General features: G+C 37.0%; 26 protein-coding genes. 4 read left to right on the plus strand and 22 right to left on the minus strand.

Annotated elements, in window-relative coordinates:
* Positions 1-78: 78 nt before the first annotated feature.
* Positions 79-2,511 carry an SF1B family DNA helicase RecD2 gene (gene recD2 / locus ACYQ73_RS10855; protein WP_460012512.1) on the minus strand — a complete coding sequence of 811 codons (2,433 nt, stop codon included), beginning with the start codon at positions 2,509-2,511 and terminating at the stop codon, positions 79-81.
* A 607-nt stretch (positions 2,512-3,118) separates the two neighbouring features.
* Here recD2 and hisA point away from each other — a divergent pair.
* From hisA to ACYQ73_RS10870, 3 genes are all read left to right on the plus strand, one after another.
* Complete coding sequence (hisA, locus tag ACYQ73_RS10860) at positions 3,119-3,883, plus strand: phosphoribosylformimino-5-aminoimidazole carboxamide ribotide isomerase (protein WP_460012654.1); 765 nt, start codon at positions 3,119-3,121, stop codon at positions 3,881-3,883.
* A 105-nt stretch (positions 3,884-3,988) separates the two neighbouring features.
* A complete protein-coding gene (locus tag ACYQ73_RS10865; protein ID WP_460012513.1) occupies positions 3,989-4,141 on the plus strand; it encodes a hypothetical protein in 153 nt (50 codons plus the stop codon).
* Positions 4,142-4,308: 167 nt separating this feature from the next.
* Positions 4,309-5,049, plus strand: a complete 741-nt coding sequence (locus ACYQ73_RS10870; protein ID WP_460012514.1) for a GTP pyrophosphokinase — start codon at positions 4,309-4,311, stop codon at positions 5,047-5,049.
* A 60-nt stretch (positions 5,050-5,109) separates the two neighbouring features.
* On the opposite strand, the gene ACYQ73_RS10875 is transcribed toward ACYQ73_RS10870, so the two are convergent.
* The 4 genes from ACYQ73_RS10875 to cymR all read right to left on the minus strand — a co-directional run bounded on the left by ACYQ73_RS10875 (position 5,110) and on the right by cymR (position 8,677).
* Positions 5,110-5,769, minus strand: coding sequence for a tetratricopeptide repeat protein (locus ACYQ73_RS10875; RefSeq protein WP_460012515.1), 660 nt, complete (start codon positions 5,767-5,769; stop codon positions 5,110-5,112).
* A gap of 82 nt (positions 5,770-5,851) precedes the next feature.
* Positions 5,852-6,976 (minus strand): tRNA 2-thiouridine(34) synthase MnmA, encoded by a 1,125-nt coding sequence (gene mnmA / locus ACYQ73_RS10880; protein WP_460012516.1) that lies wholly within the window; start codon positions 6,974-6,976, stop codon positions 5,852-5,854.
* A 53-nt stretch (positions 6,977-7,029) separates the two neighbouring features.
* Positions 7,030-8,178 (minus strand): cysteine desulfurase family protein, encoded by a 1,149-nt coding sequence (locus tag ACYQ73_RS10885; protein WP_460012517.1) that lies wholly within the window; start codon positions 8,176-8,178, stop codon positions 7,030-7,032.
* A 79-nt stretch (positions 8,179-8,257) separates the two neighbouring features.
* Positions 8,258-8,677 carry a cysteine metabolism transcriptional regulator CymR gene (cymR, locus tag ACYQ73_RS10890; protein WP_132356936.1) on the minus strand — a complete coding sequence of 140 codons (420 nt, stop codon included), beginning with the start codon at positions 8,675-8,677 and terminating at the stop codon, positions 8,258-8,260.
* A 212-nt stretch (positions 8,678-8,889) separates the two neighbouring features.
* On the opposite strand from cymR, the gene ACYQ73_RS10895 reads away from it, so the two are divergent.
* Positions 8,890-10,182, plus strand: coding sequence for a replication-associated recombination protein A (locus ACYQ73_RS10895; protein ID WP_460012518.1), 1,293 nt, complete (start codon positions 8,890-8,892; stop codon positions 10,180-10,182).
* A 123-nt stretch (positions 10,183-10,305) separates the two neighbouring features.
* Here the strand turns inward: ACYQ73_RS10895 and ACYQ73_RS10900 are convergent, their stop codons facing one another.
* From ACYQ73_RS10900 to ACYQ73_RS10980, 17 genes are all read right to left on the minus strand, one after another.
* Positions 10,306-11,022 carry a hypothetical protein gene (locus tag ACYQ73_RS10900; protein ID WP_460012519.1) on the minus strand — a complete coding sequence of 239 codons (717 nt, stop codon included), beginning with the start codon at positions 11,020-11,022 and terminating at the stop codon, positions 10,306-10,308.
* A 384-nt stretch (positions 11,023-11,406) separates the two neighbouring features.
* Positions 11,407-11,967 carry a hypothetical protein gene (locus tag ACYQ73_RS10905; protein WP_460012520.1) on the minus strand — a complete coding sequence of 187 codons (561 nt, stop codon included), beginning with the start codon at positions 11,965-11,967 and terminating at the stop codon, positions 11,407-11,409.
* A gap of 170 nt (positions 11,968-12,137) precedes the next feature.
* Complete coding sequence (locus ACYQ73_RS10910; RefSeq protein WP_460012521.1) at positions 12,138-12,524, minus strand: hypothetical protein; 387 nt, start codon at positions 12,522-12,524, stop codon at positions 12,138-12,140.
* Between the two features lie 327 nt (positions 12,525-12,851).
* Positions 12,852-13,613, minus strand: a complete 762-nt coding sequence (locus ACYQ73_RS10915) for a tRNA threonylcarbamoyladenosine dehydratase (protein ID WP_460012522.1) — start codon at positions 13,611-13,613, stop codon at positions 12,852-12,854.
* Between the two features lie 399 nt (positions 13,614-14,012).
* Positions 14,013-14,990 carry an N-acetylglucosamine kinase gene (locus ACYQ73_RS10920; RefSeq protein ID WP_460012523.1) on the minus strand — a complete coding sequence of 326 codons (978 nt, stop codon included), beginning with the start codon at positions 14,988-14,990 and terminating at the stop codon, positions 14,013-14,015.
* A 125-nt stretch (positions 14,991-15,115) separates the two neighbouring features.
* Positions 15,116-16,198, minus strand: a complete 1,083-nt coding sequence (locus ACYQ73_RS10925) for a DUF871 domain-containing protein (protein ID WP_460012524.1) — start codon at positions 16,196-16,198, stop codon at positions 15,116-15,118.
* 25 nt (positions 16,199-16,223) lie between these two features.
* Positions 16,224-17,552, minus strand: coding sequence for a PTS sugar transporter subunit IIC (locus ACYQ73_RS10930; RefSeq protein ID WP_460012525.1), 1,329 nt, complete (start codon positions 17,550-17,552; stop codon positions 16,224-16,226).
* 53 nt (positions 17,553-17,605) lie between these two features.
* Positions 17,606-17,926: a PTS lactose/cellobiose transporter subunit IIA gene (locus ACYQ73_RS10935; protein WP_460012526.1), complete on the minus strand. Its 321-nt coding sequence runs from the start codon at positions 17,924-17,926 to the stop codon at positions 17,606-17,608.
* 13 nt (positions 17,927-17,939) lie between these two features.
* Entirely contained in the window at positions 17,940-18,251 is a 312-nt protein-coding gene (locus ACYQ73_RS10940) for a PTS sugar transporter subunit IIB (RefSeq protein WP_427499926.1), read from the minus strand.
* Between the two features lie 292 nt (positions 18,252-18,543).
* A complete protein-coding gene (locus ACYQ73_RS10945) occupies positions 18,544-19,719 on the minus strand; it encodes a GNAT family N-acetyltransferase (protein WP_460012527.1) in 1,176 nt (391 codons plus the stop codon).
* A gap of 41 nt (positions 19,720-19,760) precedes the next feature.
* Positions 19,761-21,479, minus strand: coding sequence for a phosphoenolpyruvate--protein phosphotransferase (ptsP, locus tag ACYQ73_RS10950; RefSeq protein WP_460012528.1), 1,719 nt, complete (start codon positions 21,477-21,479; stop codon positions 19,761-19,763).
* On the minus strand, positions 21,473-21,742 hold the full coding sequence (locus ACYQ73_RS10955) for an HPr family phosphocarrier protein (protein WP_460012529.1): 270 nt from the start codon (positions 21,740-21,742) through the stop codon (positions 21,473-21,475). The genes ptsP and ACYQ73_RS10955 overlap by 7 nt, the downstream gene beginning before the upstream one ends.
* Before the next feature lie 17 nt (positions 21,743-21,759).
* The gene (locus tag ACYQ73_RS10960) at positions 21,760-22,479 is read right to left on the minus strand and encodes a sugar isomerase domain-containing protein (RefSeq protein WP_460012530.1); all 720 of its coding nucleotides are present in this window, start codon (positions 22,477-22,479) and stop codon (positions 21,760-21,762) included.
* Positions 22,480-22,483: 4 nt separating this feature from the next.
* Positions 22,484-23,206 (minus strand): GntR family transcriptional regulator, encoded by a 723-nt coding sequence (locus ACYQ73_RS10965; protein WP_460012655.1) that lies wholly within the window; start codon positions 23,204-23,206, stop codon positions 22,484-22,486.
* A 31-nt stretch (positions 23,207-23,237) separates the two neighbouring features.
* The gene (gene nagA, locus ACYQ73_RS10970) at positions 23,238-24,395 is read right to left on the minus strand and encodes an N-acetylglucosamine-6-phosphate deacetylase (RefSeq protein WP_460012531.1); all 1,158 of its coding nucleotides are present in this window, start codon (positions 24,393-24,395) and stop codon (positions 23,238-23,240) included.
* A 96-nt stretch (positions 24,396-24,491) separates the two neighbouring features.
* Positions 24,492-24,671, minus strand: a complete 180-nt coding sequence (locus ACYQ73_RS10975) for a hypothetical protein (RefSeq protein ID WP_460012532.1) — start codon at positions 24,669-24,671, stop codon at positions 24,492-24,494.
* 250 nt (positions 24,672-24,921) lie between these two features.
* The gene (locus tag ACYQ73_RS10980; protein WP_460012533.1) at positions 24,922-25,467 is read right to left on the minus strand and encodes a GrpB family protein; all 546 of its coding nucleotides are present in this window, start codon (positions 25,465-25,467) and stop codon (positions 24,922-24,924) included.
* Positions 25,468-25,589 lie beyond the last annotated feature (122 nt).

Here is a 25,589-nt window from a genome sequence, read left to right on the forward strand (position 1 = left end):
TAAATCATAGTGGGGAGGTGCCCGTTTTTATTGTTTCAGAATCCTTGATACTAAAGGGTTTAAATTTATGAAATTAACTCACTTATCTAAATAATCATACGGCGAGACACCATCCATTCCAATCAAAGGATGGATATATGGTTCTGTTTCTACCGTTAGTTTGAAATCAATGGATTGTTTTTCATTTTGTGAATCATCGTTTAATGGAATCGTTTCTACATCTACAATTTCCTCTGCAATTTCCATTGGATTGAGTCTTGCACGTAAAGACGTAAAGCGCTGTAAATCATCCGTACGCTGTAAGCCATCTGCTAGCACATCAGGCTCGCCACATAGAATCAAGAAATTTTTAGCACGCGTAATACCTGTATATAACAAATTACGACGCAGCATTTTAGAATATCCTCGTACAACCGGCATAATAACTGTCTGGAACTCAGAGCCTTGCGATTTATGAATAGAACAACAGTAGGCAAGTGTCAATTGATTGAGATCACTTCGTTGATAAGTTACTTCAATACCGTCGAATGACACAACAAGCAAATCTTGTTTCTCAATTGTTTCTTTTGCCTTAATAATACTAATTACCTCACCCATATCACCATTAAAAACATTGCTTTCAGGTTGATTGACAAGCTGTAAAACTTTGTCCTTTATGCGATATGTGACATCACCAAAAACGAGTTCTTTTCTAGTACCAGTATCGTTTGGATTAATAAGTTCCTGAATCATTTTATTTAAATTGTCTATTCCCGCTGGACCTTTGTACATGGGTGCTAACACTTGGATATTACGAATTTCTTGACCTTTCACAACCGCACTTTTCACAACTTGTGTGACAACGCTTGCTACCTGATCTGAGGAGGCTTTAATAAATGAACGGTCAGACGTTTTTATTGTTAGATCATTTGTGATATTACCACGTTTAATTTGATGCGCAAGCTCAATAATCGTTGAGCCCTCTGCTTGTCGATAAACATCTGTCAATTCCACAGTAGGTATTTGCCCAGAAGCCAACAAATCCTTTAACACCTGTCCTGGTCCTACTGGTGGAAGCTGATCTTGATCTCCTACAAAAACGACTTGTACATCCTCATGTAAGGATTTTAATAGTTGATGCGCGAGCCAAGTATCGACCATCGACATTTCGTCTACAATAATGAGTTTTCCTGTTACCTCACGCTCAGTTTCTTCCTCTTTTTCCTGACCTGTAAAGCCTAGCAATCGATGAATTGTCATTGCTGGAAGTTCTGTCGATTCCGATAGACGCTTGGCTGCACGTCCTGTTGGAGCACATAAAATAATCGGAAAGGGTTCTTCTTTTTGTGCATATTCCTTCGGGTTCAATGATAGTCCGTGTAGCTTTGCATACACTTCTACTACACCCCGAACAACAGTTGTTTTACCTGTCCCAGGTCCACCAGTTAAAATCATAACGGCGGAGTTTAGTGCTTGTTCAATCGCATTCGCTTGCGTTTCAGCATATGTGACATTAAGAAACTCTTCTGTTTCACCAATCGCTTTGCGTATTTCGTCCTTACTAAAATGCTCAGCCTTATTGTTACGTTCGATTAAAGCTAATATTTTTGATGCAATTCCCACTTCTGAGAAATATAGGGATGGTAAATATAGTCTTGTTTCTTCCCCACAAATCTTACTTTCCTCACGCAATTCGATGCAAGCTTTAGAAATGATTTCAAAGGGAATATCCTCTCGTTGGCTTTGCTCAAGCATATCTTTTACTAGTGGTAAAACATTTTCTGCATCTAAATACACATGCCCATCTGATAAAGCTGCTGTATTTAGAGTATGTAAAATCGCCGCCTTAATACGGTCTGGATGATTGCCAGTAATCCCTAATTTTGCACCTAGCTCGTCAGCACGAAAGAAACCAACACCCTCTACATCTTCAATCAGGCGGTATGGATTTTCAGTTAATAATTCAACGGCCTCTGTTCGGTATGTTTGGTAAATTTTCATGCCGAGTTGTGGTCCGAAACCCCACTCATTAAGTTGAATCATCACTCGTTCTAAGCCTAAATTTTGTTCAATGGTACGATGGATAACCTCTTTTTTTTCAGCAGATAAACGAGGTACAGCATCAAGAGCATTTGGGTCCTCTAAAATAAGACGTAACGCATTTGCTCCTAATTTCTCTACGATTGTTTCAGCAGTTTTTTTTCCAATTCCAACAAATAAATCACTCGATAAGTAATGAATAATTCCTTGCTCTGTTGCTGGCACTTCCTTTGTAAATGTCTCAATTTGAAATTGCACACCATATTTTGGATGTTGTTTCAATAAACCAGTAAAACGATATTGTTCATCCATCTGTAACGGCGGAAAATATCCAACAACTATTATTTCCTTATCTTCATACTGTAGGTTGGTCTCTTGAATTTTCACACGAACTATCGAATACATATTTTGTGCATTATGAAAGATAGAGACGATTGGGCGTCCGAGTATAAAAAATTTATTCAATTCAAATAAATCAAGGTTCTCTGCCATTCTCGGTTCGTCCTTTCGTGTGTTCATTTCAACCATTATATTTTACCACACCATAATGTGTAAAATCGTTTAAAAAGAGAATTCAATAAATTTTAATAAACTTTAATCAATTTTAATCAATAACCTAGGCATAATTCCGTGACATCCCCCGGAGACTTTAGCGTAGCGTCAGCGGCAACAACATAATGTTGGTCACTCAGGCATTTTCATAAGATGTGAAGTTCTAAGCCTAGTTCCTCTAATTCAACGATGTTTAAACACCCGCTGCAAAGAGATTAAAACCTGTATTGAGGCTGGGACAAATGTGTTTCAGCCAACAAAAATACCGAACTATCCAATGAAACTCTCATGACGTGTTTCGGAATAGTTCGGTTTTTCTATTTATCGTGTTTTGTTCATTTAGAGATTATTCGGCTTTATGAAGGAACCATTTAGTTATGTCCCAGCCCCCTTTCTAATAGCTGATAGCTGACGCTTTGCTTTCGCTACATAAAACAACTGCTGAAAGAAGTTAAAATTATATTGATAAATAACATTTCACGTTTTTTATCAACCTTTCCATGCTATGATATAGGTGAATTTGTCGCACGGAAGGATTGTGAAACTATTGGAATTTAGACCTTGCATTGATTTACACGATGGGAAAGTAAAACAAATTGTTGGTAGCACACTAGGTCATGAAGATCAAGTAGTTATCGAGAACTTTATTTCAAACCATGACTCTAGTTATTATGCAAAAATGTTTTCCAAGGATCAATTAACAGGTGGTCACGTCATTATGCTAGGTGATGGAAACGAAGAAGCCGCATTAACTGCATTAGGGGCATATCCTCAAGGGTTGCAGGTTGGTGGCGGCATCACCACGGAAAATGCAAAAAAGTATATTGATGCGGGAGCTACCCATGTTATTGTCACATCATTTATATTCTACGATGGTAAGCTCCATTTAGATCGACTAAAACAATTAGTCCAGATTATAGGTAAACAGCATCTTGTCATTGATTTAAGCTGTCGTCTGCGCGATGGAAAATGGTTTGTTGTTACTGATAAATGGACAAAGTTTAGTGATTTTGAAGTAAATGCTGAGTCTATTGCATTTATCGAAAATTTCTGTGATGAACTTCTTATTCACGCTGTTGATGTGGAAGGAAAAAAAGGCGGTATGCAGGAAAGCTTAGTGCATGATTTAGCCACTTGGACAACAATTCCAACAACATATGCTGGTGGGGTTCGTTCTTTAGACGACTTAAAGAATTTTGAAAATATCGCAAATGGTAGACTTCATGTTACAATCGGTAGCGCTCTTTCAATTTTCGGTGGAGATTTATCTTATTCAGATGTAGTAAATTATTGCAAAAAAGGCGAGGTATAATGAAGTTAATATAAAAGAACCATGTTTTTCCTTTTCAAGAAACAAATTTAGAACGTTTTAAATACGAAGGACAATTCTCTTTTGTTGCATATACAACTAGATTAAGTGCTACTTGAGTTATCGAAATCTTTAAAATTAACAAGTGGCTTCTTACGTGATCAAGAAAAAGAGCCATATATCGGCATTTGTATCGATATACAAATATTCGTTGATGAATTTAATAAACGATGCAACTTAAATGCTAAAATTATCGTTTGATGACTAAGGGACTAAACATCCCCTTTTTTTATTGAAACAAGAATACTACATAATTTAGAGCACATATTTCTGTTTAGTAGCTATTTTTGTTTAGTTATTATTTAATCAGATCAGTAGTAAGAGAATTTCATAAATGTTATTTGCTAAAAGAAAGGATTTTACGAAGAATGAAAAATGAACTTGAAGCAATCACTTTAAAAAACCTACAATCAGAAATAACACGTTTCTTTTTAGCCTATAGATTTGCCTTGCAAGAAATTGAAACGAAAATAAATATTTTACAAGAAGAGTTTAAGTTAATTCATGAATATAACCCGATAGAGCATATATCAACTCGAGTAAAATCACCAAAAAGTATATTATCGAAGATTCAGAAAAAGAACCTTGAGACATCTATTGAAGCGATTCGTGAAAACATTCGTGATATTGCGGGTGTGCGAATTACATGCTCCTTTGTTGAGGATATTTATAAAGTAAGTGCCATGCTACAGGCGCAAAATGATATTGAAGTTGTGGAAGTAAAGGATTATATTAAATCCCCAAAGGAGAATGGCTATCAAAGCTTGCATCTTATTATAAAAATTCCAATTTTTATGTCTGATCGTATGGAAAGCGTTTATACAGAAATTCAAATCCGTACAATTGCAATGGACTTCTGGGCTAGCCTTGAACATAAAATCTATTACAAATACAACAAGGAAGTACCTGAACATATACGTTTGGAATTGAAGGAAGCTGCCATTCAAGCAGCTGAACTGGATCGAAAAATGGAACGACTTAATGAAGAAATAAATATTCTAAAAGCGAATGAAGAAGAGACGTCATTAGATGCAATGCCTATTGCTTATTTAGCACAATATCTATCTAAACTACCACTTGATTATTCTTCTGAGGATGATCAAGACTAAACTCACGATATAAAAGGATGCCGAAGTAATTCTGGCATCCTTTCTCTACTATTAGTTATTTTAGTTAAATCGCTGTGCAATCATATCATAAATATAACGTGCTTGGTCGTATTCCGGCTGTAATGTAAAGGCTTGTTTTAGGTGGTACATAGCATCTTCTGTTTGCTCAGTAGAAACCGCATATAGTACACCTAAATTATAATGTGCATCTGCGTTATTCCAGTCCTGTTCGATCAAATAGTCTAATTCCTTTTTACCTTCTTCGAACATTTCTAGCGCACATAGCACGATGGCATACGCTAAACGAATTTGTGTGTCTTCTGGTGCAAGCTCTGAAGCTCGTTGTAAATAAGGCAGTGCAAGCTTCGGATTTTCCAATCGCTCAAAACATTTACCCATCATATAATACACATCTGCGCCTTCAATTTTATGTTTTAGTGCTTGCTCATAAAGCTTTGCTGCTTCCGCATATCGTTCCGCATTATAATATAAATTTGCTAAACCATAATAAGCAGTTGCCGCCGTTTCATCAACTGTGATTGCTTTTTGAAAAAAACGCTCTGCACGTTCAGTATCCTCTAAGACCGCTAAAAGATTTCCGAAGTTTACATAACCAATTGGGTTTTCAGGCTCTGCTTCAATTGCTTGTGTAAAAAGTTGTGCAGCATCCTCATAGCGCTTTTCTTGAAACGCTTGAATGCCCTGCTCGTTAAAATCCATTGTTTTTCCTCACCTCTATGTAGCGAAAGACTGCCTAAACTCTATACGCTTTAGGAAAGAGTATAAGCAATCTTTTCGCAAATTAACCTACATATGTTAGTTTTTCATTATTTTTAAAGACTTCGTCGATTGTACCGCCACCTATACATTCTTCGCCGTCGTATAGTACTACAGCTTGTCCAGGTGTAATCGCACGTACTGGCTCAGCAAACGTAATATGTGTGCGTCCATCCTCTAAAATTTCCACTTCTACTGGTGTATCTGTTTGACGATAACGGAATTTTGCTGTGCATGAAAATTTCCCGGGCAATTTTTTTGTCGAAGTATAGCTCATTTTCACAGCAGTCAGTGAAGTTGAAAATAGCGAATCATTATTGAAGCCTTGTCCAACTAGTAACACATTGCGCTCTAAATCTTTCCCTAACACGAACCAAGGTTCGCCGTCGCCACCAATTCCAAGACCATGACGCTGACCAAGCGTATAGTACATTAATCCGTCATGCTGGCCCATTACGACTCCATCCATCGTCTCCATCTTACCAGGCTGCGCTGGTAAATATTGACTTAAAAATTCTTTGAAATTACGCTCTCCAATAAAGCAAATTCCTGTTGAATCTTTTTTCTTTGCTGTAGCTAACCCAGCTTCCTCCGCAATTTTACGGACTTCTTTTTTCTCAATATGTCCAATTGGGAACATTACATGTGACAATTGTTCCTGTGATAATTGGTTTAAGAAATACGTTTGATCTTTATTATTGTCAATGCCTCGAAGCATCTTAACTTCACCATCGCCACTACGATCAACTCGAGCATAGTGACCTGTCGCTAAATAATCAGCTCCAAGATCCATCGCATGCTCTAAAAACGCTTTAAATTTAATTTCCTTATTACACATAACATCAGGATTTGGCGTACGTCCTGCTTTATACTCTTCTAAAAAGTATGTGAAAACCTTATCCCAATATTGCTTTTCAAAATTCACTGCATAGTACGGAATCCCGATTTGATTACATACTTTAATAACATCATCATAGTCTTCTGTAGCTGTACAAACGCCATTTTCGTCTGTATCATCCCAGTTTTTCATAAATATCCCAATTACTTCATATCCTTGTTGTTTTAGCAAATATGCAGCAACCGAAGAATCTACCCCACCCGACATGCCGACTACAACACGAATTTGTGAGGGGTCACGTGTTTCTTTCATATTGGTCACCTTTTCTTTTATTCAAATTCTATTAAATGTATAATTTTAACAACTTATTTTTTTGCTAGTCTTTTTACAATCGCTGCTGTTTTTTCAGCGGCAAGGTGTATATCATCTTCTGTTAATCCTTGACCGAAGCTAAAGCGGATCGAGTTACGTAATTCCTCTGCTTCTTGTCCAAACATCGCAACTAAAACGTGTGATGGATCGATGGAGCCAGCAGTACACGCAGAACCACTCGATACGCAAATACCAGCCATATCAAGATTTACTAGGAATGACTCTACTTCCATACTAGAAAAACTTACATTTAAAACGTGTGGGAGCGTATTGTCTAAATCTCCATTCATATGAAATGCTAGATTTTCTTTCGTGAAAACATCCAGCATAATTTGCTTAAAGCGATTGTATAGCACGCGCTTTTCTTCTCGCAACTCATTTGCAATTTGCACTGCAGTCGCAAAACCAATCACTGCAGGCACATTTTCAGTACCTGCACGACGTTTTTTCTCGTGTGCTCCCCCTAATGCATAACTAGTGAATGGTGTCCCTGCTTTTTGGTAGAGGAAACCAATTCCTTTAGGACCATTAATCTTATGTGCAGAAACACTTAGTAAATCAACATGTAAATCAGCAACATTAATTGACTCTAAACCATAAGCCTGAACGGCATCTGTATGAAAAATAGCCTTATGTTCACGTAACAAGTCACCGATTTCAGCAATTGGTTGAATCGTACCAACTTCATTATTGCCGTACATAATCGTGACTAAAATCGTATCCTCTCTTAATGCATTTCGCACATCCTCTACAGAAACACGTCCATTTCCATCAACCGGCAAATATGTCACATCAAAGCCATCTCGCTCAAGCTTTTCACACGTATGTAACACCGCGTGATGTTCAATTTGTGTGGTAATGATATGCTTCCCTTCAGTAGCCCGTGCATAAACAGTGCCAAAAATAGCCGTATTATCCGCCTCTGTTCCGCCACTTGTTATAATAATTTCTCCAGGTTGAGCACCAATTGATTGGGCTAGTACTTCACGTGCATTATCTAAATATTTACGTGCCTCTCGACCTATCCCATGAATACTTGATGCATTCCCATAAACCTGTTGCATTGCTGTAGTCATAGCGTCTATTACTTTGTCATTCATTGGTGATGACGCTGCATGATCGAGATAAATATATGAATTCATGTTGAAAACTCCTTTGTACGAAAAGCGCTAAAGACTCATCTCCCTTCCTCAGGGTAGGGAGATGTGCTTTAGCCTAATTTTAAATATAGAACATATAGCCTTCCGCTACATTTTCCTCAGTATATTGAGCTAAATCCTCAATTGTCGTTGTATCTAATACATTTTTCACTGCATCACGAATGCGAAGCCATAACTCTCGCTGAGGTGCTTCTTCATTTTCAATACCTTCTACAGGTTGAATCGGACCCTCTAACACGCTAATAACATTAGCCGCTGAAATTTCACTTGGTGGATTTGCTAGCATATATCCACCATATGCACCGCGAACACTTTTCACTAAGCCTGAATTACGTAATGGTGAAACTAACTGCTCTAAGTATGCCTCAGAAAGATCCTTTTCAGCAGCAATTTTGCGTAGTGGAATAGGTCCTTCTCCATAATGCTTTGCTAGTTCAATCATAATCGTTAGACCATAACGGCCCTTTGTAGAAATTTTCATTTTATCACCCTCAAATAGTCTAGTCAAAAATACTACCAACAGTATATCATAATCTCCTCTCGAAGAACTCGGAAATACTCTCGGGAGGTTATGATATACTATTAATTACGCTTTAGTATAGTTAGGCAAATACTATGTAACGCTACAATATAAGCACAAAGAACATTAAGCAACCAAAAAATATTGAAAACAGTTGAAAGGGGGAAATTTTAATGCATAATGAACCACTCGCTTATCGTATGCGTCCTTTAACCCTTGATGAAATTGTAGGACACCAAGATTTTATCGGTCCTAACACCGCTCTTTATAAAATGATTCAAAATGAGCATGTTCCTTCCATGCTGCTATACGGTGAGCCAGGTATCGGCAAAACATCAATAGCGAATGCCATATCAGGAAGCTCCAGGCTCCCCTTTTTCGCACTTAATGCTACTCGTGCTGGTAAAAAGGATGTCGAGGATATTGTACAGGAAGCTAGAATCTCAGGAAAAGTCCTTCTTTTTTTGGATGAAATTCATCGTTTTAATAAATTACAGCAGGATGCTTTGTTGCCACATGTTGAAAACGGCTCAATCGTGTTAATTGGAGCTACGACGGAAAATCCGTACCATGATGTCAATCCCGCTATCCGCTCACGTTGCGGAGAAATATATCAACTAAAACGTTTAACGACAGAAAATATAATCGAGCTTATAAAAAAAGCACTTTCTGATGAAAGGCGCGGGCTAGGTAAATATCACTTTGTATTAACAGATCATCAAATTAATCAAATTGCTGAAGCAGCAAATGGTGACGCAAGGAAGGCATTAACTTTGCTTGAATCAATTTATTATGCAAGTGATGAAGTAGACGGTCAAACAATCGCTGCTGATCATATCATTGAGCATCTTGTAGGCAGAATTGGCGTTTATGGTGATAAAAAAGGATCCCATTTTTATAATTTGCTATCTGCATTACAAAAATCAGTTCGTGGAAGTGATACGAATGCTGCAATGTATTATTTAGCTCATTTATTGGAAACAGGTGATTTAGTAGCTGTTAGTCGACGCTTACTTGTCATGGCTTATGAAGATATAGGCCTTGCCAATCCTGAAGTAGGACCGCATATGCTTGCGGCTGTACAAGCGGCAGAGCGTTTAGGGCTACCAGAGGCGCGTATTCCGCTTGCAAGTGCTGTTATTGAAATGTGCCTTGCTTCTAAATCCAATTCTGCCATTGTTGCGATTGATGCCGCTATTGCCAGCATTCATGCAGGAAAAACAGGCGATATTCCACATCATCTACGCGATGCTCACTATGAAGGAGCAAAAGATTTAGGTCATGTAGGCTATCAATATCCCCACAACAGCCCTATCGGAACATTTGGTGGATGGGTAGACCAGCAATATTTACCGGATGAGCTTGTAGGCACAGAATTTTATAAACCTGTTATTGCGGGTGAAGAAAAACGAATGGCAGGAATCTATGAAAAACTTAAATCTTTTCATAAGGATAAAAAGCAATAAGGTTACTGAAAAACATTTAATAAAGTTTATTTCATGAAAATAGGGCACTTCAATTTTAACAAGAAGCGCCCTATTTTTTATGTTATTACTTTCTCTAAAAAAACAGGACAGACTGCTAAACAATCATCCTGTGAAGGTTGCCTTATTTGTTGTATAGCGTGTTTTGTAAAATCGGTTCAATGTATCTTCTACATTTTTCATCGATGGCTGTCTCGTCGTTTCTTTCTCCTCTTTGTCCTTTTCGATATCATGTAAATAATGAAGAAAATTGTAAGTTTGATAGAGTAGACTAGCAAATTCCTGGGGGTTCTCCCGTACTTCAGAACGTATTGCTTTTACAGCAATTGCTTGGCCAATTGACTGCTCTCTTGATGGAGAAGATTGATCATCTATATTATCATCAGCTGTTCTATATAATAATTTTAATGACTCATAAACTTCCTTGTTATCACTAAAGCGTTCCTTTATCCACCGTAAGACAAATTGTAATAGGACAATGGCATAAATAAGTGACAGGCACTCATCTCCAAAAGATTTTTTCGACAAACGTTTAAAGGAATCGTCTTGTGTCACAAGTTCGAATATGATTAAACGAATTGGATACAGGAGCGCATGTCCACTGTTGATATATAATTTTTCTCGATCTTTATACATAGCGAACCAAAAATCCCTTACTAATGAGATAGATTTTCTTGTTGAGAGGGCTAATTGACATTGGGTAAGCTCATGTTCAAGTGTTTCTTGTATAAGCTGTCGAAATAGAAGTTCCTCATCCTCACTTACTAATAAGAGCGGTTTTTCTAATTTCGCCAAATCGATTTCGATACCGTTTATTAACATTGAACGGCCCCTTTCCTATAAATTCATACAGCATGGAATAAACCTTCATCATCACCATAACGTATGGTTAATTTCCATTGCTATTATTGCAAATAGATTTGCAATTTTTAACTATATTTCGACAAAAATTTATAAATACCTTTTAAGAAAAAAGTCCTTTTTTTATTTTCGCACAACAAAATTTTAACACTACAACTACAGACTTCACGGTCTTCTCACAATAATCTATTAACATTCACAAAAAAATCTGCAATACTTTAAGAACTTGAAACCCAATCACTCTCACAAAGAAGAGTACTGTAAGGATTGGTGGATCAATCACAAAAAGTAAGCAGATTCTAGATCGCTATATTATTTTAAAAAAATGATTCAATCACTCTTACATTATTTCGTCATTTCATTATCAACAAATACTTTTAATTGTTGTAAGCATTGTTTGACTGCACCTTTTTGTTCAAGCACAGCATTTCGTAATGATGTTGTTTTCTCTTCATCCCCTACTACTTCACGATAAAGCGCAAAAATTGCTGCTAATAATTGTTCATTCTCTTCCTGGTCAATGCTAGGTAAAGAATAGGCAGCAATCGTTAATAATTGCTCAACTTTTTCAGGTGTTTTTTGTAACTCATTGGATGAATAATACGTTGATGCCGCTAAAAAGTAGCACAGCTTTGCACAGCAATCTATAAACAAATGCCAATATGTATTGGCACTTGGTAATTCACCCGCTCTATTGTCTAAATACTCTTTATAAAATGTTGTAGCTTGTGTAAATAAAGGATTTAGTTCTCTCATAGCCTTTGGATAATTATTAGATGTATCCAAATAGTCAAATACAATATCATTCATTTTCTCTTGAAGTTTTACAATGTCTAAATGATCACGAATTACTTGAATTTCCATTTTCCCACTCTCCCATGTTGTCATTTGTTTTCTAAACGTCATTCCTACTCCCCTAGGCAGTCCTGCACATCCAAACAAACTTTTTTATTATCTATTGGAATTATTAAAATTATAGCAATAAACCAAATAAAGAAGTGGGCACATGAAAAAAATAAGACAATTTAGTGAATTAATAGCATTTTGAGCACCTAATGCGAACAATTTTGGTAGAATTATATTTTTTGTACATAATCATCAAATAAAGACTGCTCTTTCGTTCGATCAATAATTTCTATAATACTTCCTTGCGCATATTTTTTTATTCTTTTTTGTGGCATATAAAAATAGGCAGTATTTGTAATTAACCACTCGCTAAGCGTTTGTTCATTACCTGGCTGTTGATTTGTCAATATACGTTTATGTCGAAGTATATCCGCCATTTTATAAAAACCATCTGATAGCTCGTAGGCGGAGACATCAAAATTAAAAATAGGGCTCACAACTTGTCCAACATCAAAAATGTGAATTGTTTGCCCCTCTTCATCAATAGCTAATTCTACTGTACTAATTTCATCGAATAGATTTAAGCCCCTATATTCCATTTGATAGATTTGCTCCATAATAAAACGCCTCCTTTTATAGGTTCTACAGCAAATGTTGACGGAGTCGTAATATGTCTCTTCATCATAAATTGTATAGATATCTTATATAAATATCGTAGACCCCTTTTTTACAACGTTCCTATTGTAACATAGAAAAAGTAGCCGTCTTAAATCTAGACAGCTACTTCCATAAAATGGCCCATCCATTACTGAGGGTAATTTCGTTCCGCATTTATTTTATCGAGAAATGATTGGAGCTTTTCGATAAATATTGTTAATTTATCGATAAAAAGTTTGAATTTATCGCCTAACTTTTATCGACATAACAGATTTTTCAAAGTTGTATTAGCCTTGTACACGTGTAATTTTTACATCTTTTAAGATTGTATTCACAACCCAGCTGGCAGCAATTAAGCCTGCTACTGAAGGAACAAAGGCATTGGAAGATGGAGGCATTTTTGCTTTACGGATAGCTGCATCCGGTTTTCCGACATGCTCTACGACATCTGGACGAACAACAATAGGACTCTCATCTGAGAACACAACCGTTACTCCTTTATGAATACCATCTTTACGTAATTTTGTACGGATTACTTTAGCCAATGGGTCTGTGTGCGTTTTAGAAATATCTGCAATTTTGAAACGGGTTGGATCCATTTTATTGGCTGCACCCATACTAGAAATAATCGGTATATTACGTTTTAAACATTCCTTCATAAGATGAATTTTATACATCACTGTGTCACTCGCATCAATAACATAATCTATGCCTTGTGCGAAAAATTCCTCATATGTTTCCTCCGTGTAAAACATGTGCATATCAATGACTTCACATTGTGGATTAATATCAGCAATACGCTCTTTCATGACACCTGACTTAGATTTTCCGACAGTTGAAAGATAGGCAACTAATTGACGATTAACATTCGTAATATCTACATTATCCTTATCCACCAAAATAATGCGGCCAATACCACTTCGTGCACATGCCTCAGCAGCAAATGAACCTACACCGCCTACACCAAGAATGGCTACCGTTGTATTTTTTAATTTTTCGAGTCCCTCTGTTCCGATTGCGAGCTCATTACGAGAAAATTGATGTAACATCCTTACACTCTCCGTCTATTGAATTTTTAGCACGCTTTAACGAATAGTAATATACATTGCCCGTTAAAGCTCGATTGGTGATCAGCGTTGGATAAAGCACCCAACTAATCACTTTATTAGTAAACCTAGTTAAATACTAAGATAAAATCAAACCTATCTTACATTTTATCACGATATTCATCAAGTAAAAATTATAACTAAAAAAATTAAGTATTCCTACTAAATCAATTATGCCTTGGCATAATTGCGTCCGGAATCGGCTGAAAGAAGTTAAAATACTTTTTAATTATGTATAGTGTAAAGTTTGAATTGAGCCCATAAAAATCTATAGTTTACAGCTTGAAGTAGAAAATTTAGGCAATTGAATAAAACGTCATCCAATTGCCTTTAGTCTCATCACTATAATTCCTGTTCATACTTTTCGGAGAAACATTCCGCAAAATTTGAGTCGAGCTGAACGTTTATTTGCTTGAAAGCTGCAATTACAGCGCCGCCGATTGGTTGTAAGACTGGTGTCATAAATTGCAATGGTATCTCGTCAACCTGTGCGAATTGCTGTAATTTCGGTAAAAAATATGCTTCATTATTAAAAACGCCACCCACTAATACGACAGATACGTCCCCTTTCTCCCAAGTCATATGAGCGTAACATGCTTTAATCGCCACATAATATTTCTTACAGGCATCTTCAATGATCTGGATAGCAATCCGATCTCCTTTTTCCGCCATGTCAAAAACATATTTACTTAACGGTGCAATCACTGTCCGAGGATGCTCTTCTCCGTATATACACTCTATTAATTGTGGTACATTTTCTACAGAAAAATAACGCAATACTTCATCTGTCAATGCTGTTGGGTCTTCTCGCCCATCATAGCTTTGAAAAATAGCCTTCAGCACTTGAACACCTAAATCATAGCCACTACCCTCATCATCAAAAAGATAACCCCAACCGCCAACTCTATGAAAATGGTGCTCACGATCGTAGCCCATTGTAATAGCGCCTGTCCCTGCAATTTGCACAATACCTGCCTGCCCAAGTGTGCCTGCATAAAGTGCAATTAGAGCATCATTATCAACAATTACATGTGCTGTTTTAGGAACGTATTGACGTACTATCGATTCTACAACTTCTTCTATCTGTAGCTCCTTAACTCCAGCCATACCAGCAAAACAACTATCTATAGCTGCAAACACTTGCGGATTTTGTTGTTGCAAATTTTGTAGTATACCATGAATCGTTGACTTAAAAAATTGAATACCCATAGCTGTTGGGTTACTGCGAGTCGTTACTACTTTAGCATAAACATTGCCTAGTTCATCACAAATCACTGCTGACGTTTTCGTTCCACCACCGTCAATCGCTAATACATACATATCTTTACTCCTTTCTTCTAAGTCAATTCCACCTTAGCGTAGCTGTCGCTACAGACAACACTTCTTACTAAAGATAAAAAGGGATTAAGCACTATCTACTAATGGCTTAATCCCTTCTTCTGTAATCATTTCGTAAAGCCAAATGATGCCCAAGGCTGAATATGTGCTAATAAAAATTGCTCTTCTTCTACAACTCTTGCCACAACATTTGTTGATCCGGCATTCGGTATTTCCTTTAAAACAATTTGGAGCTCACCCTTATAACGTACATCTAAATTATTATCGATTGTCACATCGCCCAATTTTAATGAGTGGCTATCATGTACAGGGAAGTCACCATTTTTATATTTAACACGAGATTGCGTACTACGGATCACATAATCCGAAACATCGCCACGATTAAAATGTGGCTCCTTAAAAAGGATGGCTTCTTCTAAAATAGACGTTTCAATAGACTGCTCAACCTTCAGCTCTAGCTTATGGCGATTTAATTGGCCTAATGCCCGTATTTCTTCCTCAGAAGCATACATATTGCCGATAATACAATCATCTATTAAACTAGTGTGCCATAAATCCTTTGCTTGCACAGTAATTGGCAGATGACGATGCTCTTCTAATGTAGGCAAGCCATGCTCGGTTTCTTCCCAAGGTCCAAACTTGGCATGCTGCGATGAAATCATGGCTGCTGTTCGAATATGATTTGCTTTAAATTGCCTAGATGTTTGTAAAAAATGTAGACGTGATAGACCTGTGAAACGTCTCGGATAAAAATTATGACAGCCAATAATATTATCTTTATTCGGTTGATAGGATAATATATTTTCTACATATTTCGTACCGTTACTAATATTTAATTCTATTTTTAAATTACTTGCATCGAGCGACATAAACGCTTCTTCCTGACCTGAGAACCCCATATCTAAGCGCAATGCCGCTAAATGATAATGCTCCTTAAAGTACCCAATATCTTTATACGTTAAGCCTAAATCTTCAAAAACATTTGGTGCAATATCAGCCGAAATGTCAAAACCAAGCTGCTGCGCAAATTTATTGATTTGCTGTAATTTTTGTCGTTCCTGATCGTTATTTAACGACATTAGACATGTAAATATGCGATCAAAACCATTGTCGTGAGCAAGTTGAACATACCGCTTCATATCTTCCAGTGTACTATGCTGAGGATATAGTGAAATCCCTAATCTTCTCAATTCAAATACCTCCGTTAGTTCACAATCATACTTCTACTTTTTGATTGTCTAATTCTGTAACATGCTGTTCGTTTTGCGTCTCTGATTCAGCAGCTCGCTTTTCATTCTGCTTGGCCATACGGTTTGCCATTGCTATAAATGGTAGGTAAATACATATCGCAACTACAATTAAGACGATACTGAGCACAGCACCACGCCATGATTGTGTTACTAAGAAACCATTAATAATGGGAGGCGTAGTCCATGGCACTGCTATTGTTGCTGCAGGTACTAATCCCCATTTTGTTGCAAAAAAGGCGATTGTGACATTGATCATTGGCGTTAAGATAAATGGCATAAATAAAATCGGATTAAGCACAATTGGTAAACCGAATAGCAATGGTTCATTAATATTAAACAATCCTGGCGCTGCTGATAGTTTACCGACCGTGTTATACTGTTTATTCTTTCGTGCAATGATGAATATAGCGATAATTAAGGCAATTGTTGTCCCTGAACCACCCATATTGATAAAAGCATCAAAGAATGGTTTATTAATGATATAAGGCGCAGTTTTTCCAGCCGAAATCGCTGCAACGTTAGCATCTATTGCTTGTAAGTTAATAGATTGCATAAATGGCTCAATAATATTTGCCCCATGAATACCGAAAGACCATAAGAATGTAGGAATAAACGCTAAAATAAGACCTGCTACCCATGTATTTGCTAATCCCATAAACGGCTCTTGAATCGATGAATAAAACGTTCCAATAATATCTGGAATATTAAACCCGGCAGAAATAATGGTACGTACTAATGCTAGTAAGCCAATCGTAATAATAGCTGGTAGTAATGCAGCAAATGACTTTGAAACAGCAGACGGCACACCAGCTGGCATTTTAATTAACAGCTTAGGATTCCCAGATAAACGTGAGAATATTTCTGCAGAAATCAAAGCTGCAAGGAGCGCAACAAATATTCCTCCAGTACCCGTTGTTAACCCTGTTAAACCACCTTCTCCAAACGTGCCAAATGTCATATAACTCGCAAGACCTATTACACCACCAGATAACGCATCCTTGTCATAGCTTTTTGTCAAATGATAGGCAACGGAAAAGGCTAATAACAGAGAAATGATTCCAAACGTTGCTCCCCAAACATTGCCGCCAAACTGTGTCCAAGTTTCATGCTTCCAGATGGCATCGAGCGCATTTTGATAGAATTTGATAGGCAAATTATTAACAAGAACCGCAAGTGACCCAACAATTGTCAATGGCATGATTGTAATAAATCCATCTCGAATGGCAACTAAATGACGCTGATTCCCTACTCTAGCTGCAACCGGCACAAATTTTTCTTCTAAAAAACGGAACATTTCACACACTCCCTTTACTTTTTATTGTGACATCAAGGCTTGATGCTATTCCCCTATTCCCCTTTGATTCGTTCGTACAACTCAATCATTTCAGTTGCTAAATCACGAAATGTAATGGCATTCATTAAATGATCCTGCGCGTGAATTAACAGCATTGACACTTCTACTTTTTCTCCCCTCGCTTCTTGTGACAGTAGAGCCGTCTGAGAATGATGCGCTTCAATCAATGCATCGTTAGCTAACTGTATTTTTTCCTTTGCTTCTTGAATCTGTCCTTTTTTTGCTAGCTGGATAGCCTCCATACATTCACTTCTCGTATTACCACTATGCACAATCAGTCCCATAATGGATTCCATCAAAACTGTTTCTTCCATTGTCGCTGCCCCCTTAACCAATCAACTGTAGCGCTTGCTTTAAAACATTTTCACCATTCATCATGCCGTAATCCGCCATATTAATGACATCAATCGGAAAATTCATTGCCTTGTATTTTTTTTCAAATGTCCCTTTTAAGTAACGGACTTGTGGACCTAGTAGCAGCACATCCGCTGTTTTAGTAGCTAATACTTTGTCAACCTCACCTTCAGCAATCGCATAAATATCTGCCTCAATATTTTGTTCTTGTGCAGCTTTTTGCATCTTTGACACTAATAAACTAGTACTCATTCCCGCCACGCACACTAGCATAATGTTTTTCATAAAAACACTCCTTTTCATGATTAAGTTCGACTTTTTAACTAACTTTATTTTTATGATTTTTTAACTATGAAATCGCTTTCTTATGATGAGAATAGCATCAATTGGTATATACCACAATATACTTTTTACACCATTTACTCCCTTTTAGAGAGACTTTAAAAATTGGACTATAACTCCGTTACAGACTACAAAATGGATTCACCTAACTGGTATAGTCCAGAAAAAAGTTCAAAAAAATTTAATTTTTCAGAACAAACTACATTCATATCCACTTTTCAACACATGACACGACTTAAAAGTATTCATAGAATGCTGGTTTATTAGAGGGTAACGCTTGCTGCCAGCGATCTATAATGTCTTCAGCCAATTCTTCATTTGCATACAAGACTGCATCCTTTACAGAAAGATAGCCCACCATCATCGCTGAAAAAAGATTAATTGGTAATGTTAACATATGCACTTTTGAGATAGAATTTGTCTCAATTATCGAGACATCTCCACTTTTATTTATTTTATATGCGTGCTCATTCCAACTACAAAATGCATCTTCAATTTGAATATATAACGGCTCTTTAATATCGCCCCATGGATAATGTTGCATGAACCTCAAAGTATCTACTATTCTTACCATCACATCCTGGACGACTTCCTTTTTAAATTGTGGTTCTTTAAAATAAAAGCCAAATTGATGATCGTTAGAAGTAACTCCTTTAATGTTACTTACACTCGCCGCATGAGACGTTATAAAACGCCAAATCGCTTGTTCTGCTAGTAAATCTTCAGCTATAAAATCATGAATCTCAAATGTTCCATCCTGAATGATATAGCGAATATAACCTGCAATTTTATCGTCCTTAAAATATGCCGCAAAATGACTATCAGGCACCCTTCTCTCTATCCTTTTCCACCAAGTATCATCTCGCAGCATACTTCCATTATTAAAAATCGCCTGCGCATTATGAAAATCCTTAATCGCCTGAAAAAGATCACGATCTAGCCATTCAAAGCTCATACGTTTTACTACATCTAGCTGCTTTCCGAAAGAAGGAAAGAGCAATTGCGGAATGCTGTAACATAGCTTTTCAAAAAATATTTCCCAGCCAAAGTAACGATAAAAGGATACCGAAAATGGCGCTAACACAGAAATGCTCTGCCCATTCTCTCGCATTTCCTTCAGGGCCTCTGTCATAAGCTTTTTGATAATACCTTGTTGCCGATATTCAGGATACGTTGCAACAAAACCAATTCCGCCCATCTTATAATTTTCACCATGGATTGTCATATTTAGTGGCAATATTAATAACTGTCCAACTACTTTACGTTCATCGTAAGCACCTAATGTTGTGCTGTGCTCAATCCAATAGTGAAAATCATCGCGCCTCGCACCCGTATACTTATTAGGAAAACAATAATCTCTTAATTGATGTACTTGTAAATAATCTTTTGGAGGGATTATTTTTATTTCCATAAGCTAGATCACCCCTTTTCAGTACTGAATATTCGTGCAATTCAAGATAAACTTAATAGATTATTTTTGACATATTCCTCGACCTCTGTGGCCGTGGATAGTAGTAAAATGCGTTCATTATGTGGTGTTAGCTGCTGTTTAGAAAGCTTAGCGAGATGTGCACGAGTCTTTAAAATAGAGGAAGCACTCATGGAAAACTCATTTAATCCAAATCCTAGTAAAATCGGTAATGCTATTTCATCTGCAGCCATTTCACCACACATACCTACCCATTTTCCATGATGCTGTGCTGCATCAATGACATTTTTTATCAGTCTTAAAACAGCAGGATGATACGGTTGATATAAATAAGAAACATTTTCGTTCATGCGATCCGCTGCTAACGTGTATTGGATTAAATCATTTGTACCAATTGAGAAAAAATCTACTTCCTTTGCAAATACATCTGCAATGATAGCTGCCGAAGGAATTTCAATCATCATCCCTACTTCTAGCGTTTCAGATATAAGATATCCATCACTCTTCAAACTTTGTTTTTCTTCAAGCAATATTGCCTTCGCCAATTTAAATTCGTCCAATGTAGCAATCATCGGAAACATTATTTTTAAATTGCCGTAAGCGCTTGCTTTTAGTAATGCGCGAATCTGTACACGAAACATTTCTTGTTGGGTTAAACTAATTCGAATTGCTCGATAGCCAAGAAAAGGGTTCATCTCATCAGCAAGCTTTAAATACGGTAGATTTTTATCGCCGCCAATATCTAATGTCCGAACAATCGTTGGCTTGCCTTGCATTTTCTCAAGTACACTTTTATATGCTTGAAACTGCTCCTCCTCAGTAGGTAGCTCCTGTCGTTCCATATATAAAAACTCTGTACGAAATAGGCCGATACCATCTCCACCAGCGTTAATGACCATATCCGCATCTTCAGGATTCCCTATATTCCCTGCAATTTCTACTGAAAATCCATCCGCACTCAAACTTGGTAATGTACGATATCGAAGAAATTCTTCATTCTCTTCATTGTGTAAATGTTGTTGCTGCCTATAAAAGCTAGATACTTCCGATGAAGCGTTAACAAAAATCTTGCCATTTGTCCCATCTAAAATAATTGGTGCTCCATGTTGAATACCTTCCGTGGCATTTTTCGTCCCAACTACTGCTGGAATCTCTAACGTTCGTGCGAGAATAGCAGAATGAGATGTTTTGCCACCAATATCCGTTATAAACCCTTTCACATACGTTGTATCTAACATCGCAGTCATGGACGGTGTTAAGTCTTTAGCAACGATAATAACATCCGAGGTTAAACGATTCATATCCACCATTTCAACCCCTAACAAATGGGCTAATACCCGTTTAGACACATCTCGAATATCTGCGACTCGCTCCTGCATATAGACATTATCTAGCCCTTCAAACATTGCAATGAACATATTCGATACTTCATCTAATGCAAATTCAGCATTCACCCCAGATTGAATTTTCGCTTCAATAGATGAAAGCATTTCAGGATCCTCTAGCACTAATAGATGTGCCGCAAAAATAGCCGCCTTTTCAGCACCGAATTTCTCCTGAGCTATTTCATGGATTTCTTGTAGCTCCATTTTCGTTTTTACAATAGCTGCCTTGAATCTTTCTAGTTCAGCATGTACATCCGTAATCTTAATTTCTTCAAAAGTTAGATCTGGTTCGTTTAAACAATACGCATTTGCAAAGGCAATGCCTCGAGAAACAGCAATTCCTTGTATTTCTAACATTCCTCACCAATTCCTTTAGAAACCATTACTTCTGTTATTGTTTGAAAAAGCTTCTCGGCATCAGATCCCTCTGCTGAAATTTCTACAATGCTTCCAGGTGCCACCCCTTGTGACATAACGCCCATAATTGATTTTAAATTGACCGATTTCTCTTTATACGTTAACTGAACGTCGCACTCAAACGGTGTTACAGCCGTTACGAGTAATGCTGCTGGTCTAGCATGTAGTCCCTCTGGCGCTGTTATTTTAAACATTTTCTTCATCGATATCCCTCCGCTTGTCATTTAAAGTTAATACGATGTTGATAATTGGTAATCATAGCCTCATTATGAGACAAATCAGAGTCAACATTATTACTTTTAAAAACTGGTAATATTTCGTCAGATAAAGCCATGTTCTCAATGATTTCACTAAATAATGCATTTAAAATAAATGAACCGATCACTGTAGAGGATGGTGCATATTGTATTTCATTGTGATGCAGCAAACCATCTCCTATTGGTATATGCGTATCGATAACTATATCTACTACATCCTCTAAGCGCTGTCCACTTTGATGGCGGGCCGGTTGTTCGCAATAAGCAAGAGATTGCAGAGACATGACCAGCACGCCTGTTTCTTTCGCTAAAAAAGCCACATCTAACGGTACTTGATTTCTTCCGGATGTAGAAATAACAATGCAAACATCATTTTCATGAAAATCAAAATGATCTTTATACCGTTCAATGATAGTCGGGTCCTTCTCGTTTTTAGATGATGTCATTGCTCCTGCATGTAAAGTTAAAGGTTCAATAATGATAGGACGTACAGGTACAAGCCCTCCCGCACGATAAAATGCGTCCTGTGCTAAAAGATGAGAATGGCCACAACCAAATAATTGGACAATTCCTCCGCGTTGAAGCCTTTGAACAATTAATTGTGCAGTTTCTTTTATTTGGGCATATTCTTGCTCCTTCACGACTTGCATTAACTTTTGTATTTCTAGAAAATATGCATCCATAGGATCACCTTTTTATTTCACTAATAAATTTGTATCGATCAGCTCTATAAGTACTTCGTACAAGCTCGAACGGAACTCCATCAGATAAATAACTTGTACGTTTAATAATTAACACAGGTGCAGTATGATTAATTTGCAAAAATTTACTATCTTCTTTTGGAACAATAGCTGCTTCCATTTGCTGAATAGCATTTCCAATTTTTTGATGGAATTTTGCTTCAATTAACGCATACAATGACCCCATTATTTTCTTTTCATCTAGTTCTGGATATACTTTCACAGGAATATACGTTCTTTCGATTGCCATTGGCTTAGAATCTGCACTACGAATTCGTACAACGAAGAATACCTCTTCGCCCGGTTCTAACATTAAATCTCCAGCAATATCAACTGGTGGTACGATTTTTTCAAAGCGTAAAACTTTACTACTTGGTTCCATCCCTCTTGCTCGCATATCCTCTGTGAAACTTGTTAATCCTTTTAGCGGTTGTTCTAATTTTGGATTAGCGACATATGTACCTCTCCCTTTTTCACGATACAGCAATCCGCTATTCACTAAATTAGTGATTGATTGACGAACAGTCATTCTACTAACATCAAACTGCATAGAAAGCTCTCGCTCAGAAGGTATATTTTCACCGATTTTGTATTCTTCTAAATAAATACGTTGTTTAATGATTTCTTCTATTTGTATATAAATAGGTATATGAGAATTTTTATCTAACAAGTGTTGCACCATCCTTATCGCCTCTTTACTTTCACTTCTCAAATACAACTTTACCCCGACAAATAGTTTTTTGTACATTTAAATGTTCATCTAGTAATACAAAATCTGCATCATAGCCTTCTGCAATACGACCTTTAGTTGCAAGCTGTAATTGCTTAGCAGCATTCGTAGAGGACATTGCGACAATTTCCTGCAATGAGCAATCGGTAACTGCTTTCATATTTTTTACTGCCTGCTCCATCGTTAGCACACTGCCCGCTAAAGCCCCATTAGATAAATGAGCCCCATCCTTAGAAACATGAACGGTTTGACCACCTAAATCATAATCACCATAATGTAAGCCTTTTGCCCGCATCGCATCTGTAATTAAGATAATACCATTCGCTCCTTTAATACGATACGCTAGCTTTACAGCTTGAGGATGGCTATGCACGAAATCAGCTATAATTTCAGTCTTTACCTGATCTTCTAAAAGCACTGCACCAACGACACCTGGTTGGCGATGATGGAAAGGGCGCATTTGGTTATATAAATGTGTAGCCTGCCTTACGCCCAATGCTACTGCCTTTTCCACCTCCTCAATTGATGCGTCAGAATGGCCAATGGAAGCAATAACATTTAACTCTTTTAACGATTCAATAAACGTAAAGCCTCCCTCTACCTCAGGTGCAATTGTGACTTGTTTAATGCGTTGCTTACTTATGTTCTGCCAGGATGTAAATTGCTCAGTAGACGGTAAAATAATGTATTCTATTGGCTGAGCTCCTGCCCGTTTTTTCGATACATATGGCCCCTCTACATGTATACCTAATAAGCTTGCCTCATCATCATTGTTTTCAAATTGAGCAACGTTGGATAAAGCGCTTTCAATTACTTCTATAGATTGTGTCATTGTTGTAGCAAGGAAGCCCGTAACACCTTCTTGTACTAAAGAACGTGCCATTTGATGTAATGCTAATTGTGTAGCATCCATCACATCATGCCCAGCAGAGCCATGTATGTGCATATCAATATAGCCAGGTAGCAGTAACCATTTTTTATCTTTGCCATCAATAATATGCTCAGCCTGATGAGATAAGGTATCGCTTATTTTAATAATCCTACCATTATCAATGAATACGTCGCCCTGAAACGGTTCTTCATCATGATTGACTATCGTAACATCGGAAATTAAAAGTGTATTCTTCAATAGATCACCCCCTAGTCATTTTTTGAGGAGCTTTGCTGAAGTTAACAAGCTATCATTTAATTTGGTATAGTTGTCTATACCAATTATATGACACTTTCACAAAAATAAAAAGTATTTTTTATATTTTCTAAATTTTTTAGATTTTTCACCATAACGTGAAGTTGATTTCCGTTCCGGCTGGGCGCTTTGTTGCTGACACTTCGCTTTCGCACAGATAAAACATTTGTCGCTGCCGCTTCGCTTTCGCGCAGATAAAACATTTGTTGCTGACGCCAAAGAGCAAAGCTTCCTGGGGTGTCCGATGAGCCGCTTGGGGCAATAGGATGTTGGTCACGAAGGCGTTATCACAGGATGTGATGATTTTAGCCTTCGTTCCTCTATCGCTAATCCCCAAGGAGTCGCCCAGTCTCCACTCCAATCAACTTATACACAAAGTATAGTTTTTACAAATGTAATTCCAATTGACGAGAATGCGTTAATTATCATTCAATTTCTTTGTTCTATCTCAGTAATTTATATCCACGCCTTATTTATCACCTGCTAAAGCAATTCTTTTATTAAAAATCGATTGTACAAATTGCTCTTTATATGTTGTATATTCATCAATCCCCTTTAAATTGCTGTTAAGGAAGTTTAATTTTAACTTTTCATACTGTCTTTTGATCTCTTCGTTTGTATTTAAATAATCTCTAAAAAACAATAAATCACACCACTTTTTTTCTTGATAATTCACCAAATGAACAAAATGTGTTTTGACTTCAAATGTGTCATCTGTAAACTTTGCAAATACAATTTCTGCTGGTCTTTCTACACGCAATCTATAAAAACCAGCTTTTCTCATTTCTTTTAAAAATGACTCTGAAATATTATCAATATCATCGACGCCCATTAAAATATCAATGATCGGCTTTGCCTTAATCCCATCAATCGATGTACTACCAATATGTTGAATACGATCAAATTGGATATTTGTATGTTCTATAATCTCGGAACGAACTCGTTTAAATTCATTTTTCCATTCATTATCATATGGCACAATTTTTACTTCATTCTTTTTTAAGCCAAGAATCATTGTCATTTCCCCTCTACAAATAACAAATTTGTTCTATTATAAGTCTTGCTTGTGCGGTTGTCTTTTTGAATAACCCTTTAATCGCACTAAAAAAGGAGCTAATTTTACGCTCCTTTTTGTGG

The sequence above is a fragment of the Lysinibacillus sp. CTST325 genome, from assembly GCF_054665055.1.

What these genes read in the sequence shown, in the direction of transcription:
- ACYQ73_RS10895 (WP_460012518.1), top strand. Translation starts at nt 8,890, where the DNA reads ATGCATAATGAACCACTCGCTTATCGTATGCGTCCTTTAACCCTTGAT.
- ACYQ73_RS10915 (WP_460012522.1), bottom strand. Translation starts at nt 13,613, where the DNA reads ATGTTACATCAATTTTCTCGTAATGAGCTCGCAATCGGAACAGAGGGA.
- recD2 (WP_460012512.1), bottom strand. Translation starts at nt 2,511, where the DNA reads ATGGCAGAGAACCTTGATTTATTTGAATTGAATAAATTTTTTATACTC.
- ptsP (WP_460012528.1), bottom strand. Translation starts at nt 21,479, where the DNA reads ATGTTAGAAATACAAGGAATTGCTGTTTCTCGAGGCATTGCCTTTGCA.
- ACYQ73_RS10940 (WP_427499926.1), bottom strand. Translation starts at nt 18,251, where the DNA reads ATGAAAAACATTATGCTAGTGTGCGTGGCGGGAATGAGTACTAGTTTA.
- cymR (WP_132356936.1), bottom strand. Translation starts at nt 8,677, where the DNA reads ATGAAAATTTCTACAAAGGGCCGTTATGGTCTAACGATTATGATTGAA.
- ACYQ73_RS10910 (WP_460012521.1), bottom strand. Translation starts at nt 12,524, where the DNA reads ATGGAGCAAATCTATCAAATGGAATATAGGGGCTTAAATCTATTCGAT.
- ACYQ73_RS10870 (WP_460012514.1), top strand. Translation starts at nt 4,309, where the DNA reads ATGAAAAATGAACTTGAAGCAATCACTTTAAAAAACCTACAATCAGAA.
- ACYQ73_RS10875 (WP_460012515.1), bottom strand. Translation starts at nt 5,769, where the DNA reads ATGGATTTTAACGAGCAGGGCATTCAAGCGTTTCAAGAAAAGCGCTAT.
- ACYQ73_RS10885 (WP_460012517.1), bottom strand. Translation starts at nt 8,178, where the DNA reads ATGAATTCATATATTTATCTCGATCATGCAGCGTCATCACCAATGAAT.
- ACYQ73_RS10955 (WP_460012529.1), bottom strand. Translation starts at nt 21,742, where the DNA reads ATGAAGAAAATGTTTAAAATAACAGCGCCAGAGGGACTACATGCTAGA.
- ACYQ73_RS10905 (WP_460012520.1), bottom strand. Translation starts at nt 11,967, where the DNA reads ATGACGTTTAGAAAACAAATGACAACATGGGAGAGTGGGAAAATGGAA.
- ACYQ73_RS10980 (WP_460012533.1), bottom strand. Translation starts at nt 25,467, where the DNA reads ATGATTCTTGGCTTAAAAAAGAATGAAGTAAAAATTGTGCCATATGAT.
- ACYQ73_RS10920 (WP_460012523.1), bottom strand. Translation starts at nt 14,990, where the DNA reads ATGTATGTATTAGCGATTGACGGTGGTGGAACGAAAACGTCAGCAGTG.
- ACYQ73_RS10935 (WP_460012526.1), bottom strand. Translation starts at nt 17,926, where the DNA reads ATGGAAGAAACAGTTTTGATGGAATCCATTATGGGACTGATTGTGCAT.
- ACYQ73_RS10930 (WP_460012525.1), bottom strand. Translation starts at nt 17,552, where the DNA reads ATGTTCCGTTTTTTAGAAGAAAAATTTGTGCCGGTTGCAGCTAGAGTA.
- ACYQ73_RS10960 (WP_460012530.1), bottom strand. Translation starts at nt 22,479, where the DNA reads ATGGATGCATATTTTCTAGAAATACAAAAGTTAATGCAAGTCGTGAAG.
- ACYQ73_RS10900 (WP_460012519.1), bottom strand. Translation starts at nt 11,022, where the DNA reads ATGTTAATAAACGGTATCGAAATCGATTTGGCGAAATTAGAAAAACCG.
- mnmA (WP_460012516.1), bottom strand. Translation starts at nt 6,976, where the DNA reads ATGAAAGAAACACGTGACCCCTCACAAATTCGTGTTGTAGTCGGCATG.
- ACYQ73_RS10945 (WP_460012527.1), bottom strand. Translation starts at nt 19,719, where the DNA reads ATGGAAATAAAAATAATCCCTCCAAAAGATTATTTACAAGTACATCAA.